The organism is Pseudoxanthomonas sp. CF125 (genome assembly GCF_900104085.1).
Classification (GTDB): domain Bacteria; phylum Pseudomonadota; class Gammaproteobacteria; order Xanthomonadales; family Xanthomonadaceae; genus Pseudoxanthomonas_A.
On record NZ_FNLD01000002.1, the window covers coordinates 200,612 to 214,803 of the forward strand.

Annotated in this window: 14 protein-coding genes and 1 riboswitch; of the genes, 7 read left to right on the forward strand and 7 right to left on the reverse strand. The window is 65.3% G+C overall.

Features of this window, described 5'->3' with window-relative positions; translation table 11 throughout:
* Positions 1–15: 15 nt before the first annotated feature.
* Together BLR66_RS10350 and BLR66_RS10355 are read right to left on the reverse strand one after the other, a co-directional pair.
* Positions 16–654 (reverse strand): response regulator, encoded by a 639-nt coding sequence (locus BLR66_RS10350; protein WP_093285414.1) that lies wholly within the window; start codon positions 652–654, stop codon positions 16–18.
* Entirely contained in the window at positions 651–2,300 is a 1,650-nt protein-coding gene (locus BLR66_RS10355; protein WP_093285419.1) for a GAF domain-containing protein, read from the reverse strand. The genes BLR66_RS10350 and BLR66_RS10355 overlap by 4 nt, the downstream gene beginning before the upstream one ends.
* Before the next feature lie 355 nt (positions 2,301–2,655).
* On the opposite strand from BLR66_RS10355, the gene BLR66_RS10360 reads away from it, so the two are divergent.
* The 6 genes from BLR66_RS10360 (at position 2,656) to gph (ending at position 8,637) form a co-directional block, all read left to right on the forward strand.
* Positions 2,656–3,570, forward strand: a complete 915-nt coding sequence (locus BLR66_RS10360) for a c-type cytochrome (protein ID WP_093285424.1) — start codon at positions 2,656–2,658, stop codon at positions 3,568–3,570.
* 57 nt (positions 3,571–3,627) lie between these two features.
* On the forward strand, positions 3,628–4,239 hold the full coding sequence (locus BLR66_RS10365) for a glutathione S-transferase family protein (RefSeq protein ID WP_093285428.1): 612 nt from the start codon (positions 3,628–3,630) through the stop codon (positions 4,237–4,239).
* A gap of 264 nt (positions 4,240–4,503) precedes the next feature.
* Positions 4,504–4,947, forward strand: a complete 444-nt coding sequence (locus BLR66_RS10370) for a PaaI family thioesterase (protein ID WP_093285433.1) — start codon at positions 4,504–4,506, stop codon at positions 4,945–4,947.
* 52 nt (positions 4,948–4,999) lie between these two features.
* A complete protein-coding gene (locus tag BLR66_RS10375) occupies positions 5,000–6,115 on the forward strand; it encodes an aromatic ring-hydroxylating oxygenase subunit alpha (protein ID WP_093285438.1) in 1,116 nt (371 codons plus the stop codon).
* A 582-nt stretch (positions 6,116–6,697) separates the two neighbouring features.
* Complete coding sequence (dinB, locus tag BLR66_RS10385; RefSeq protein WP_093285449.1) at positions 6,698–7,786, forward strand: DNA polymerase IV; 1,089 nt, start codon at positions 6,698–6,700, stop codon at positions 7,784–7,786.
* A 197-nt stretch (positions 7,787–7,983) separates the two neighbouring features.
* Positions 7,984–8,637 (forward strand): phosphoglycolate phosphatase, encoded by a 654-nt coding sequence (gene gph / locus BLR66_RS10390; RefSeq protein WP_093285454.1) that lies wholly within the window; start codon positions 7,984–7,986, stop codon positions 8,635–8,637.
* 138 nt (positions 8,638–8,775) lie between these two features.
* On the opposite strand, the gene btuB is transcribed toward gph, so the two are convergent.
* From btuB to BLR66_RS10405, 3 genes are all read right to left on the reverse strand, one after another.
* The gene (gene btuB / locus BLR66_RS10395) at positions 8,776–10,677 is read right to left on the reverse strand and encodes a TonB-dependent vitamin B12 receptor (RefSeq protein WP_093285459.1); all 1,902 of its coding nucleotides are present in this window, start codon (positions 10,675–10,677) and stop codon (positions 8,776–8,778) included.
* Between the two features lie 117 nt (positions 10,678–10,794).
* Positions 10,795–11,040, reverse strand: a riboswitch (cobalamin riboswitch).
* Between the two features lie 47 nt (positions 11,041–11,087).
* On the reverse strand, positions 11,088–11,486 hold the full coding sequence (locus BLR66_RS10400) for a TfoX/Sxy family protein (protein WP_093285463.1): 399 nt from the start codon (positions 11,484–11,486) through the stop codon (positions 11,088–11,090).
* Positions 11,483–11,968, reverse strand: coding sequence for a GAF domain-containing protein (locus BLR66_RS10405; RefSeq protein ID WP_093285467.1), 486 nt, complete (start codon positions 11,966–11,968; stop codon positions 11,483–11,485). The genes BLR66_RS10400 and BLR66_RS10405 overlap by 4 nt, the downstream gene beginning before the upstream one ends.
* A 145-nt stretch (positions 11,969–12,113) precedes the next feature.
* On the opposite strand from BLR66_RS10405, the gene bioD reads away from it, so the two are divergent.
* Complete coding sequence (gene bioD, locus BLR66_RS10410) at positions 12,114–12,785, forward strand: dethiobiotin synthase (protein WP_093287751.1); 672 nt, start codon at positions 12,114–12,116, stop codon at positions 12,783–12,785.
* Positions 12,786–12,950: 165 nt separating this feature from the next.
* On the opposite strand, the gene BLR66_RS10415 is transcribed toward bioD, so the two are convergent.
* Complete coding sequence (locus BLR66_RS10415; protein ID WP_093285472.1) at positions 12,951–13,343, reverse strand: phasin family protein; 393 nt, start codon at positions 13,341–13,343, stop codon at positions 12,951–12,953.
* A 252-nt stretch (positions 13,344–13,595) separates the two neighbouring features.
* The gene (gene queD, locus BLR66_RS10420) at positions 13,596–13,949 is read right to left on the reverse strand and encodes a 6-carboxytetrahydropterin synthase QueD (protein WP_093285477.1); all 354 of its coding nucleotides are present in this window, start codon (positions 13,947–13,949) and stop codon (positions 13,596–13,598) included.
* Positions 13,950–14,192: the final 243 nt, after the last annotated feature.

The window sequence follows — 14,192 nt, forward strand, 5'->3', positions numbered from 1 at the left end:
CGCAACGCGGCCGGATCACTCCGGCGGCAGGCCTTCGCGGTGCGCCAGCAACGCAGCCTGGGTGCGGTCGGCCACGCCCAGTTTCTCCAGCACCTGGCTGACATAGCCTTTCACCGTGCCGGCGGTGAGCCCCAGATTGCGCGCGATCTGCTTGTTGCTCTGGCCTTCGGCCAGCAGACCCAGCACCGAGCGCTCGCGCGCGGTCAGGCTGTCGATCTGCGAGGGCGGGCGGCGCATCCATTCCAGCATCTGCCGCTGCGCCTGCGGATGCAGCCAGGCGCGGCCCGCGTTGACCTCGCGCACCGCGCGGATCAGATCCTCGGACAGCGCATCCTTCAACAGATAGCCGGTGGCGCCGGCGGTGAGCGCGTCGCGCACCTGGCTATCCTCGGCGTAGCTGGTGAACACCAGCACCTGCGTGCGCGGGCGCAGCTGTTTGATCGCGGCGATGGTCTCCACCGCGGTGGCGCCCGGCATCTTCATGTCCAGCACGATCACGTCGGGCATTTCGCTGGCGACCAGTCGCAATGCGCCGGGGCCGTCGCTGGCTTCGGCGACGATGCGCAGGTCGGGTTGCTGTTCCAGCAGTGCGCGCAGGCCTTCGCGGACCACCGCGTGGTCGTCGGCCAACAGGATGCGGATAACGTCGCTCATGGTTTGCTCCGGTCGAAACGCGGCAGGTAGGCCAGGATCTGCGTGCCCTGCGGCAGGCCGGGCAGGATGCGCAGGCGTCCGCCCAGTTCGGACAGCCGCTCGCGCATGTTGTTCATGCCCATGCCCTGATGCGTGGCCTCGCCGATGCCGCGCCCGTCGTCGGTGATGCTGAGGCGGATGCCGGAACTGCTGAGCAGGGTCTCGATGCGGATCGACGAGGGCGAAGCATGGCGGATGGCATTGGACACCGCTTCCTGGCACACGCGCAGCAACGCATCTTCGTGGGTCGTGGCTTGCGGCTGGTAGTCGCCCAGGTTGAGGTGCAGTTCCACCTGCGCCGGCACCATCGCCGACATCATCCGCCGCAGGCGGTGCGGGAAGGTGGGGCGTTTGCTCGGCGTGCCGGCGGCGCGGGTGGCGGACGAACGTGGCGAGAGTTCGTGCAGCAGTCCGCGCATCTCGCCGAAAGCCAGGCGCGAGAGTTCGCCCAGCCGCTCGATGCGGCGTTCGCCTTCGGCCGCATCGCGGCGCCAGGCTTCGGCCAGCGACTGGGTGATCAGACTCATTGAGGCCAGGATCTGGGTGACGCTGTCGTGCAGGTCGCGGGCCAGGCGCTGGCGTTCTTCCAGCACCGCCGCTTCGGTGGCGCGTTCGAACAAACGCGAATTGACGATGGCCATGCCCAGGTTCTCGGCGACGATTTCCAGGCTGGCGCAATCCAGCTCGTCGAAGCAGCGGTCGCCTTCCACATTGAGCACGCCCAGCACTTCGTCGCCATAGACGATGGGAATGGCCAGCTCCGCCAGTGGCGGCTGCACCCCGGGCGGACATACATAGCGCGGATCGGCGGCGACGTCGTTGACCAGTTGCCGGCGTCTTTCGCGTACCGCCGCACCCATGATGCCCTGGCTGATCGGAAGGCGGTCCTGGTGCTTGATCAGGCGTTTGTATTCGCCGCCGCGAATGCGGATAAGCAGGGTCTGCGGATCTTCGGGATCCAGCAGCGGAATATCCACGTTGGGATAGTCCAGGGTGTCGTGGACGGCATCGGCAGCGTTCTGCAGCAGGCTGTCCAGGTCCGGTCCCGCCGCACCCAGCGCAGCCACGCGCGCGAGCAGGGCGAAGCGCGAGGCGCGGCGTTTTTCTTCGCTGTAGCGGCGCGCGTTTTCGATGGCGATGGCGGCATGGCGGGCGAAGATTTCCAGCAGCTCCTGCGCACGCGCATCCAGCGTGCGTGGCGCATGGGTGCCGATGCCGAACACGCCGATCAGCTGGCCGTGCGCGCGGATGGGCATGCCGATCACATGCATGCCCTCGGGTGCTTTGCGTGCGGCGTGCGGCAGGTCGCTGTAATAGCCGCGCAGCGGTTGGCCGGTTTCCAGCACGCGTCCGGTCAGGCCCTGGCCGCGCGGCAGTTCGTCGAGCAGCTCGTCGGCCGGTATTTTGTGGCTGGCGGCGGTGCGGATGACATCGCGTTCGGGTACGTACAGCCCGATCACGCCGTCGTCGGCGCCGATCAGGTTGCAGGCGCGTTCGACGATGCGCGAAAGCAATGGCTCCAACGCGAGTTCTCCTGAAATTTCCCCGACCATTTCGGAAAGGAGTTCGAGTTGCGGGCGGCGTGCGTGGTCTTGGTCCGTTGCCATGGCGCGGAATAGGGAAATCCCCAAGCGGACTGTTGGCCCATGTTACGCCGCGCCACCGCCGGCGATGCGGACCGGCGACAGGGTCGCGGCCCTGCCAAGAGTGAGGGGTGGCCGGCGCGGCGGCGCCCTGTCCGGGAACGCCCGTTATGCGTTGCCGGCGCTGGCGTTTGCGCGGTTGCGGATGTCGATTCAATCTCCATGCCAGCAGATTAGGCAAACTCCCGCATGCGGCGACACGCACGCGAAGGGGGTGCGCGGCACCGACCCACGGATGCGTGCGCACTGCGCAAGGAGGGTGGCGGAGCGTTGGGACGAGCGCCGAGGATGACCGTCGTCGCAGATCGCAGCGTGAACCATGCACCCCGGACTCAAGCGTTACCTGAAAAGTTTTTCCATCGTGATCGCCGCCTCGCTGGCGATCGCCGTACTGGCGGTCTATCTGCTCAGCCAGCGACGTCTGCGGCACGACTACGAAGTGTCCGTGCCGCTCGCGCCGCCACGCGCGGCGCTGGCCGCCGAGGGCGCGCAGCTGGCGCGCTCGCGCGGTTGCGCCGATTGCCATGGCCAGGACTTCGGCGGCAAGCTGGTGCTGGACAAAATGCCGTTCGCGCGCCTGGTCGGCACCAACCTGACCCATGAGCCGGGGAAATCGAATCCGGCGCGTGAACACGAACGCTTCTATCGGGCGCTCCATCACGGCGTGGATATGCAGTCGCGGCCGTTGCTGATGATGCCGTCGGCAGAGTTCACGCATTTGAGCGCACACGAAATAGAAGCGCTGTCGGCCTATCTCGCTGGTCTGCCGTATGTGCGGCGCACGCCGCCGGCCAGCGCCATGGGGCCGCTTGGACGCGCATTGCTGGTCGGCGGAAAGCTGCAAGGCTTCCTGTCGGCCGAAGCGATCGACCATGCCAGGCCTGCAGTCGCCGCCGCGCCGCCGCTGGGCACCATTGCTTATGGCGAACACGCCGCACAACTGTGCACCGGCTGCCATCGTAGCGACTTCGGCGGCGGTCCCATGTCCCATGGCGGACCAAGCGCGCCGCCGGCCGCCAATCTGACGCCCGATGCCAGTGGCCTGGGCGCGTGGAGCGAAGTGGACTTCGTAGCCGCGATGCGCACCGGCAAACGTCCCGACGGAAGCGACATCGACAGCGCCTTCATGCCCTGGCGCGCGGTGGGCCAGGCATCGGATCAGGAACTGCATTCGATCTGGCTGTATCTGCGCGCGCGCCCGGCGATAGCGCGTACGACGCGCACGGTGCAGTAGCGCGCTTTCCACGCGCACCGCCGCACGACTTTCCCTCCCCCAACCCATGGAAATCCGATGAAACTCTTCACCATTCCCGGTGCCTGCTCCACCGCCGACCATATCGCCCTGCAGTGGACGGGCAAGCCTTTCGAGGTGGAGGTGCTGACGCCGGAGCAACTCAAATCGCCCGACTACCTGGCGCTGAATCCGGCCGGCACCGTGCCGGCGTTGAAGGAAGACGATTTCCTGCTCACCCAGAACGTCGCCATCCTGAACTACGTCGGCGACAGTTATCCCGAAGCGCAACTGTTCGGCGATGGCAGCGCGCGTCAGCGGGCCGAGGCCACGCGCTGGCTGATGCTGTGCAACGCCGACATGCAGCCGGTGTTCGGCACCTTCTTCGCACCCATGAGCTACATCGCCGATCCGGCGCAACACGCCTCGCTGCACGCGAGTTCGCATCTCAAGCTGCGACGCCTGTTCGAGCGCGCCGACGCGCAGCTGGAGCGGCGCGACTGGCTGGCCGGTTTCCGCAGTGCGGCCGACGCCTATCTGTTCATCATGTTGCGATGGGCGGCGGCCTTCCGGGTCGATCTGGAGGGGTTGGCGAATCTGGCCGGTTTCCGCCACCGCATGCAGCAGGATGCCGGTGTGCAGGCCGCGCTCGCGGCCGAGGGACTGGCATGAGGTGGGCAGGGCACAGGCCGGCCACCCCTGCCATAAAGGGGGTGGTTTCCCTCTCCCATGCCCGTGGCGCGGGTACCGGCAGGCCAGCCAGGATGATGGCCGAAGCCGACGGCGGTTCTTGCGATCAGGGTGGTGGCACGGCCTTCCGACGCTTCGCTCTCTCCCGGCGGGAAGGTCTCTGCTTCCCTCGGCGCTTCCTGAGACATCCGTCCCCCGGCTCCCGGCGGGAGAGAGTCCTTTCGATGGCATCGCTGGAGTTTGCCGATGTCGATCGCAAGTGAATCGCCGCATTTCCTCTGCCTGCAAACGCTGTTCGAGAACGCGCCGGTCAGCCGGCTCTACGGCGCCCGTGCGATCGTGGGCGAGGGCTCGGCGACGGTCACTTTCAGGACCCGCCCGGAATTCATGCACGCCGCCGGCGGTGTGCACGGCTCGGCCTATTTCCGCATGTTGGACGATGCGGCCTTCTTCGCCGCCAATTCGCGCGAGCACGATTATTTGCTGGCGACGCTGCAGTTCAACGTCCAGTTCCTCAGACCTTGCCGCGGCGGCATGCTCACGGCGACGGGAACGTTGACCCACCAGTCGGGACGGATCTTTTTCGCCCAGGCCGAATTGCGCGGTGAACACGACCAGCTGCTGGCCACCGGCGCCGGCATCTTCACCCGCAGCGGGGTGCCGCTGTCGGGAGAGATCGGCTACAGATGATCCATGCGCATGCGTCGGCTACAGTAGGGGCAGCCATCATCGGTAGTCCGTCATGCCCAAGCGCGTCGCAGACCTGATCGCCCAGTACGACCCCTCGTTGCCGCTGGCCGAGGCCAGCACCATTCCGGCTTCCTGGTATATCGATGAAGGCATCGCGGCGCTGGAACGCAAGACCACTTTCTCGCGCACCTGGCAGATGGCCGGCCGCGTGGACCAGGTGCGCAATCCCGGCAATTACGTCACTTGCGAGATCGCCGGCGAGCCCATCCTGGTGGTGCGCGGTGAAGATGGCGTGCTGCGCGGTTTCTTCAATGTATGCCGCCACCACGCCGCGGCGGTGATGACTGAGGCGTCGGGCTGCGCGAAGAACCTGCGCTGTCCCTACCACGGCTGGACCTACACGCTGGAAGGCGCGCTGAAGGGAACCCCCAGCTTCAACAGCGAGTGCCACTTCGACCGCAGCGCGCATGGACTGGCGCCGGTGGCGACGGCGGTGTGGGAGAACTGGGTATTCGTGCGGCTGGATGCCGAAGGCCCCGGGCTGCAGGAATTCCTGGGTCCGCAGCTGATAGAAGAGTTCGCCGCCTTGCGCTTGCAGGATCTGCACTGGTTCGAGCGCCGGCATTACTACTTCGACTGCAACTGGAAGGTGTTCGTCGATAATTATCTCGATGGCGGCTACCACGTACCGCATCTGCACAAGGGCCTCAACAGCGTCCTGGACTTCAAGAACTACACTATCGAAAACGGCATGCATCATTGCCTGCAGTCCAGCCCGATGGTGAAGGACGGCGACCACGCCGATTTCTCGTCCGTGCGCGGCGGCGACCGCGCGCTGTACTACTGGCTGCATCCCAACTTCATGGTCAACTGGTACGAAGGCCAGATGGACGTGAACCTGGTGCTGCCATTGGGCTTGAACCGCACCGAGGTCATCTTCGATTTCTATTTCGCCGATGTGTCGGAGGCGGCGGCCGAACGCAACCGCGCCAGCATCGACGTGGGCAACATCATCCAGGACGAGGACATGGCCATCTGCAAGTCGGTGCAGCGTGGGCTGAACTCGCGCGCTTATTCCACCGGGCGTTTGTCGATCCGCCGGGAGGCGGGGGAGCATCTGTTCCATAGGTTGTTGCATGGGGAATTGTCGGGCGCACTTGAAGAGTAACTATGGGTCTGTCGTCCCCGCGAAGGCGGCGATATGGCGACTCTTGTGTAGGCCCACAGAACAATGCGACGTCATCCCAGCGCAAGCTGGGATCCATCTTGATCTTGATCTTGATCTTGATCTTGATCTTGATCTTTTCTCTGTTTTTGCCTAAAAGCAAGGCGTTTCGCGCTTTGCGCGAGTCACTTTCATTGCTTGTGCAAAGAAAGTAACCAAAGAAACACACCCTAACGGCGCGCCCGGCGATGGAGCCGCCGGGTCCGCAAGCAGGCCGGGAATTTCCGTAAGGCGCCTCCTGCGCCTCCGGAAACGGCGCACATCCCTGTGCGCCGCCCCTTCGGGGTTTTACCCGACCTGCTTGCCGCGCCTCACGGGAGGGAGAGCAAGAGCAACAGCCAAAGCCAAAGCACTTGGTTCGTCTTCTCCGCGAAGGTGGGGACCCAGCGACTTTGCCCCTGGCACAGAGTTGCGTAGGTCGGGGCTACGCCCCCGACGCGCGTGCATCCAGAGTCGGGGATGTAACCCCGACCTACGTGCTTGGGCCCGTTCGTGCGGCCTCGATGGCCCGGGCATAATGCGCAAGTGCGCAAGATCCTCCACATCGACATGGACGCCTTCTACGCGTCGGTCGAACAACGCGACGATCCCGAGCTTCGCGGCAAGCCCGTGGTGGTGGCCTGGCGCGGCGCGCGCTCGGTGGTGTGCGCTGCGTCGTATGAAGCGCGCAAGTTCGGCGTGCGTTCGGCGATGCCGGCGGTGCGTGCCGAGCGCCTGTGCCCGCAGGCGATCTTCGTGCCGCCGGATTTCGTGCGCTACAAGGCGGCTTCGAAGCAGATCCGCGATATCTTCCTGCGCCACACCGACCTGGTGGAGCCGCTATCGCTGGACGAAGCCTATCTGGACGTCACCGAGCCGAAGACCGACTTCCCCAGCGCCACCGCCATCGCCGAGGAAATCCGCCGGCAGATCCGCGAGGAAACCTCGCTCACGGCCTCGGCCGGCATTGCGCCGAACAAGTTCCTGGCCAAGATCGCCTCGGACTGGCGCAAGCCCGACGGGCAGTTCGTGATACGCCCGCAGCGGGTGGAAGCGTTTCTGGCGCCGCTGCCGGTGGCCAAGATCCCGGGCGTGGGCAAGGTGATGCAGGGCAAGCTCTCGGCCCTGGGCATAGAACTCGTCGGCGACCTGCGCGAATATCCGATGGACGAATTGCAGCGCCACTTCGGCAGTTTCGGCGCCTCGCTGTACCGGCGCGCGCGCGGCATCGATGAGCGGCCGGTGCAGCCGGATCAGCCGGTGCAATCGATCTCGGCCGAGGACACCTTCGAACACGATATTCCGCTGGAAGAACTGGCGCCCACGATCCGCAGGCTCGCGGTCAAGACCTGGGAAGCCTCGCGCAAGACCGAACGCGTGGGGCGCACGGTGGTGCTCAAGCTGAAGACTTCGCAGTTCCGCATTCTTACCCGCAGCTTCACACCCGACGCGCCCCCGTCGTCGCTGGATGCATTCACCGAGATCGCCTTGTCGTTATGCGAGCGCGTCCAGCAGCCGGAAGGCACTTTGTACCGGCTGGTTGGCGTGGGTCTTGGCGGATTCCGCGAGCGCGAGGAGGCTGTGTCGCAGGGGTCGTTGTTCGAGGAAGGCCGAGGCGAAAGGGTGCCCGAATAGTGCATTCGCTCCGGACCGCCATCTTCGAGAATTTGCTTTTGCACGCCCACGCAGGTAGGTCGGGGCTACGTCCCCGACGCCGAACTCGCGCGTGCGTCGGGGGCGTAGCCCCGACCTACGGCGGGTGTGGTTAGACAGAAATACTGCGAACGGCATATAAGTTCTTCCATGATCTACAACCCCATACGGAGCACGAATTGGATTTTCCTTACTCGCTAGTGGTCTTCGATCTCGATGGCACCCTGGTCGACAGCGCCTCGGACATCGCCGAAGCGGTCAACCGTACCCTGACGGACTGGTCGTTGCCGCGCGTCGAGGAGGTGGTGATCCGCGGCTGGATCGGCGACGGCGCGCGTGCCCTGGTGACCAGCGCGTTCGCGCATGCGGGAAAGACCATCGACCTGGACGAAGTGATGCCGGGCTTCATGGTCCACTACGCCGAATGCCTGCTGCTGTACCCCACGGTCTATCCAGGCGTGGTCGAAACCCTGCAGGCGCTGCGCGATCGCGGCGTCGCGGTGGCGGTGTGCACCAACAAGCCGGAGCGCTTCGTGCGTCCGCTGCTCGATGCGCTGGATCTGGGGGGCTATTTCGAAGTCATCGTCGGCGGCGACACGCTGCACGAGCGCAAGCCCAGTGCGATGCCGCTGCTGCATGTGGTCGAACACTTCGGCCTGCAGCCGGCGCAGTGCCTGATGGTCGGCGATTCGGCCACCGATGTGGAGACGGCGGTGGCAGCCAGAATGCCGATGGCGCTGGTGACTTATGGGTACTTGCGCGGCTTCGATCCGCATGCAGTGAAAGGAGTGCGCGTGATCGACGACATGCGCGAGTTGCTTGCCGCCACTTGAGCATGCACGGCGGAGGTTCAACCCTACTCCCTGCGGGAGAAGGTGCCCGTAGGGCGGATGAGGGTACGGAGCATCCGACTGTTGATGCTCGCGCCGTACCCTCACCCCAACCCCTCTCCCGATGGGAGAGGGGCTCTCTCAACGCGCCGGCTGATAGCGCAGGCTCAATCCGTACTCGCGGCCGGGCTGGTTGTACCAGGCGATGGTTTCGTATTCGCGGTCGAACACATTGGTGGCGCGCGCCTGCAATGTCCACTCGGCGTTCACCGCGTATTCCACGCGCAGATCCACCGTCGCGTACCCACCGACACGGACGTTGTTGGCGGCATCGTCGTAGCGAGCGCTGGCCGCGTTGAGCGTGGTGCCGAAACGGAAGTCGCCGAAGCTGCGATCCACGTCGATGCGGCCGGTGCGCGGCGCGCGGCGCGGCAGCAGGTTGTCGTAGTTGGGGTTGTCGTTGCCTTCCGCAGTCAGCCTCGCCCGCGCCCGCGGGTCGGCATAGCTCAACTGCGTCGATAGATCCCAGCCGGCGAGCGAGGTGGCTAAGGTCAACTCCGCGCCACGGATGCGGGCCTTGTCCACCTGCACCAGGTTGAAGAAACTGTCGTAGCCGGTCAGCGAATCGATGCGCGTTTCGAACACGTTGAACGTCCAGTTCCAGCGTTCGGCGTACTGGCCGACGCCGATATTCAGGCTCTTGGATTCTTCTGGCTCCAATTCCGGGTTGCCGCCGAACGGGTAATACAGGTCGTTGAAGGTCGGCGCCTTGAAGCCGGTGCCGTAGCTGGCGTTGAGCTTTAAGCCGTGGCTCAGATCCATGCCCCAGCCGACGCTGCCGGTGGCATGGTTGCCGAATTGCTCGTTGTCGTCGTTGCGCACACTCGCCTGCAGCTGATGCGCGCCGAAGCGGCCCTGGTATTCCAGGAACACGCCGGTGTTGTCGCGGCTGTCGATGGTGAAGGCGGTGGTGCTGGTGACCTGGTCCTGCTGCCAGTCGCCGCCCGCAGTCAGCAACTGCCCTTCGCTCAGTGCGATATCGGCCTGCACCGATGCGGTATCGCGCTGGGTATCGAAGGTGTTGACGTAAGTACGCACGCCCGCTTCCCTGAAATAGGCGTCGGATTTGTCCCAGGCGCGTCCAGCCTGCACGGCGACCTTGACCCGGTCCGAAGGCGTCCAGGTGAGCTTGCCGCCGGCCACGCGCTGGGTGGTTTCGGTTTCGTTCCCGCCGAAGATGCTGCCGTCGTACTCGTTATCCGCATCGGCATTGAGGAAGTGACCCTCCACGGCCAGCGCATCGGTCAACTCGTAACCACCGCGCAGAGACACCGACACATTGCGGTAGCCGTCCAGGTCAGGCTCATCGGCGAAGCAACCCTGGAACAGGGTGGCAGAGCCGTTGCAGGCATTGATGCCGTCGGTTTGCTGATACGCGCCTTCGGCGCTGATCCAGCCGCGCTCGCCGCGGTTGCTGAAGCCCGCGCTTGCTTCGCGCAGATTGTGGCTGCCGGCACCGATGCGGAAATGCGGCGAGAAGCCGTCGCCGCCCTTGCGCGTGAAGATCTGGATCACGCCGCCGATGGCTTCCGATCCGTACAGGCTCGAACGCGGCCCGCGAATGATTTCGATGCGCTCGATCTGGTCGACCGGCAGATCCTGGAACATGGTGGTGCCGGCTGTGGCCGAACCGACGCGTACGCCGTCGATCAGCACCAGCACCGAATCCGATTCGGCGCCTCGCAGGAACAGCGAAGTCAGCTTGCCCGGGCCACCCTGGTTGGTCATGTTGATGCCGGCGCGACCTTTGAGCAGTTCCGGCAGCGAACGCGCCTGGGTACGTTCGATCTCCTCGCGGTCGATCACCTGCGCGGGCACCAGGCTGTCTTCGATGGCGACCTCGGTGCGGGTGCCGGTGACCACGATCTCATCCAGGTCGGTGGCGTCGGCGGCGATTTCCGCCTGGGCTATCGAGGGGAGGGCGAGGACGATCGCGACGGCAAGGACGTGGAACGCGGGGGGAACGGAAAGACGGTGCTGCATGGCGAACTTCTCCACCGCGCACGACCCGTACGCGGAATGGTGTGGTGGAGTCGCGAGCAGGGGGAAACACGAACGGAAGGCCGCAGCGCGGACCGCCGCCGCAATGCCCGCCGCATCGCAACCAGTGAACTCCAGGGCCGGTCTCCGGGCTTGCGAGTTGAAGCGGACACTCGTGGGAGTGCGGCTTCGGCCGCGGCGCCTTCCCGCACTTGCGTGCAGTGGCTGATGCTCTGGCTGGCTCGCTTACCGTTGCGGGGGCAGCGCCGGACTCGTGGTTCGCGACCTGGGTCGGAACGACTCACCGGCTTCCCGTTTCAACCCGTTGGCGCGTGCCGCAGGGTCACCTTGAAGCGCGCGCAGTGTACGCGATGCGCGGCGGGCGGGCACGCCTGGCGTGCCCCGTGCTCAGTTCAGTCTTCGCGTTCGCCGCCGTCTTCGCCCGGCGAATCGAACAGGTCGAATCCGGGCGCTGCGTCGTGGTCCTGCTGTTCGTGATGGGTGGTGGTGACTGGAGAAGCGGCGGGGCGTCCACGCGGCGCGGGAAGCAGGGCGGCGGCGGCTTCGTATTCGGCCACCAGTACCTGCCGGCGCGCCTCGGGCACTTCCTGCCAGTGGCAGTCGGCCAGGGCGCCTTCCAGCGCGTACAGCAGATTGAGGCTGGGACGGAAACCGGCGCGCTTGACCCGCATGAAGGCCTCCACCGCGCCCGCGGCGGCGATGTCTTGCTGGGTGCGCAAGCCCACCTGGCGCAACCAGGCGGCGGACTTGGGGCCTATGTTGCGCATCTTGATCGGGGGCGCGGCGGTCATTGCAGGGATTCCAGGAAGGCCTGGGCGATGGCTTCCAGACCCTGCTGGTCTTGCTCGTCGAAACGATCGACGCGCGGGCTGTCCAGGTCGAACACACCGACCAGCGCGCCCTCGTGCACCAGCGGCACCACCAGCTCCGAGCGCGAGGCCGCATCGCAGGCGATGTGGCCGGGAAAGGCTTCCACATCGGCCACCCGCTGGGTCTGGCGGGTGCGCGCGGCGGCGCCGCACACGCCTTTGTCCAACGCGATGCGCACGCACGCGGGCAAGCCCTGGAACGGGCCGACGACCAGTTCGGCGCCATCGTAGAAATAGAAGCCGACCCAATTGAGATCGGGCAATGCGTGATAAACCAGGGCGGCCAGATTGGCGGCGTTGGCCACGCGGTCGGGCTCGCCCTGGATCAGCGCGCGCGCTTGGGCGACGAGCTGTGCGTACTGCTCCGGCTTGCTGCCTGACAGGGTCTGGGTGGCGAAGGACATGGCTGGATTCTATCCGTTACCCGGGACGGGCGCGTTGGGAGCCTTATGATTGGCCCATTCTCAAGAGAGAACGAAGAATGGCGGCGAAACCGGTAAAAGGCCTCTCCACGGTGGATGCAAAGCGAAGATGGTCGTTGATTCGCGCATGACCGGTTTCTACATCACCGGCACCGACACCGGCATCGGCAAGACGGTCGCTTCCACCGCATTGCTGCATGCGCTGCGCTCGCAAGGCTTGCGCGCCGTGGGCATGAAACCGGTGGCTAGCGGATGCGAGCGCTCCGAGGCGGGCTGGCGCAATGAGGATGCGCTGGCCTTGCTGGCCGCCAGCGATCCGCAGCCGGCCTATACCGATCTGAATCCCTACGCGCTGCCCTTGCCGCTGGCGCCGGAAATCGCCGCGCGCGAAGCGGGCGTGCAGATCGAACTTGAAACATTGGCTTCGGCCTTCCGGAGATTGCGGGACATGGCCGATGCCGTGGTGGTGGAAGGCGTCGGCGGATGGGCGGCGCCGTTGTCGGCCACGCTGGATCAGGCGGACCTGGTGCATGCGCTGCGCTTGCCGGTGGTGATGGTGGTGGGCATGCGGTTGGGCTGCCTCAACCATGCGCGGCTGACCGCGCGCGCGATCGCCGCCGATGGCTGTGAACTGGTGGGGTGGATCGCCAACCACGTCGATCCGGACATGCAGCGGCAGGACGAGAATTTCGAACTGCTCCGCCAGCGCCTGCGCGCGCCTTGCTGGGGTAGGTTGCCGCATGATCGCGCAATGGATGCCGAGGGTTTGTCGTGCGCCCTGAATCCGGGCGCGTTGTAGGAGCGGCGTAAGCCGCGATGAAGCTCTACCGGTAAGGCTTCATCGCGGCTTACGCCGCTCCTACAGATATCCAGGCAATAAAAAACCCGGCAGCGTGGGGGCTGCCGGGTCGGCTGCACGGGGGGAGGGACCCGTGCAATAAAACGACGAGGTGTCGCGTGTTGCTTACTTGCCCTTGGCGGCCTTGGTCGCCTTGGCAACGGTCGCCTGCGCGGTTTCGCTAGCGGCTTCGAACTGGCTCTTGGCCAGCTGGCCGAGGGCTTCGTTGGTCTTCAAGGTCAGGCCGATCACTTCCTGGCCGGCAGCGGCGAAGCGCTCGGCGTTTTCCTTGGCGATCTGCAGGCCCTTCGGCCACACGGTCTTGTAGGCTTCGACATCGCGGATTTCCGACAATTCGCCGAAGAATGCGGTGGTGGCTTCGACGTTCTTTTCGAAGGTCTTCAGCTGCACGCCGAACACGGTCTCGGCGTTTTCCAGGGCCAGACGGTTGGCGCGCGCAGCGGCGGCGGCGAACTGGTGGGTGAAGGTGGTGAACTGTTCGTTGATCTGTGCGGACATGGTAGATGTCTCCTGAAAGGGGTTTTACCGACTTGTTGCGGTGCAGCATACAGAGCTGTTTGTTGCAATGCAACAACAGGCGTATGGAAATCCGACGAACGGTCAGTACCCGTTTAGAATCAATCGCTTGTATGAAGCCTGTAGGTCGGTGGGAGCGGCGTCCCGCCGCGAGCTTCTGACCTTGGAGCCTGCCGGCGCCTGTGCTTGCCTTGCCAACCAAGAGCTCGCGGCGGGACGCCGCTCCCACGACGCTCAGCCGCGGTAGCGGCAGCCGGAGGTGCAGGTCTCGTGGACCACGATCTCGCTCAGCGCTGGCAGCGCGGGCTTGAGCCGCTCCCAGACCCAGATCGCCAGCCGTTCGCTGGTCGGGTTGTCCAGGCCTTCGATATCGTTGAGGTAGTGGTGGTCCAGCTGGTCGTAGAGCGGCTGGAATGCGGCCTTGATGTCGCCGAAGTCCATCACCCAGCCCGTTTCCGGACCCGGCTCGCCCGCCACGCGCACTTCTATGCGGAACGAATGCCCGTGCAGGCGTGCGCACTTGTGGCCGGGCGGAACGTTGGGAAGCCGGTGCGCGGCTTCGAGGGTGAAGATTTTGAAGATGTCCATGGGTGGCATTGTAGGGTGAGGGACGGAGAAGCGAAGGCGAACCGTCGGCAGTAAATTAAAAGGTCGTCATCCCGGCGAAGGCCGGGACCCAACTATCGGCGAGAAGGCGTTCCTGCGTCCGGATAGCGGCGGGCGAGCTTGGGTCCCGGCGTTCGCCGGGATGACGTCCCCTATTTTTTGGTTTCGTAGGCGACATCCAACGTCGGCATACAAAAAAGCCGGCCCGAAGGCCGGCTTTACATG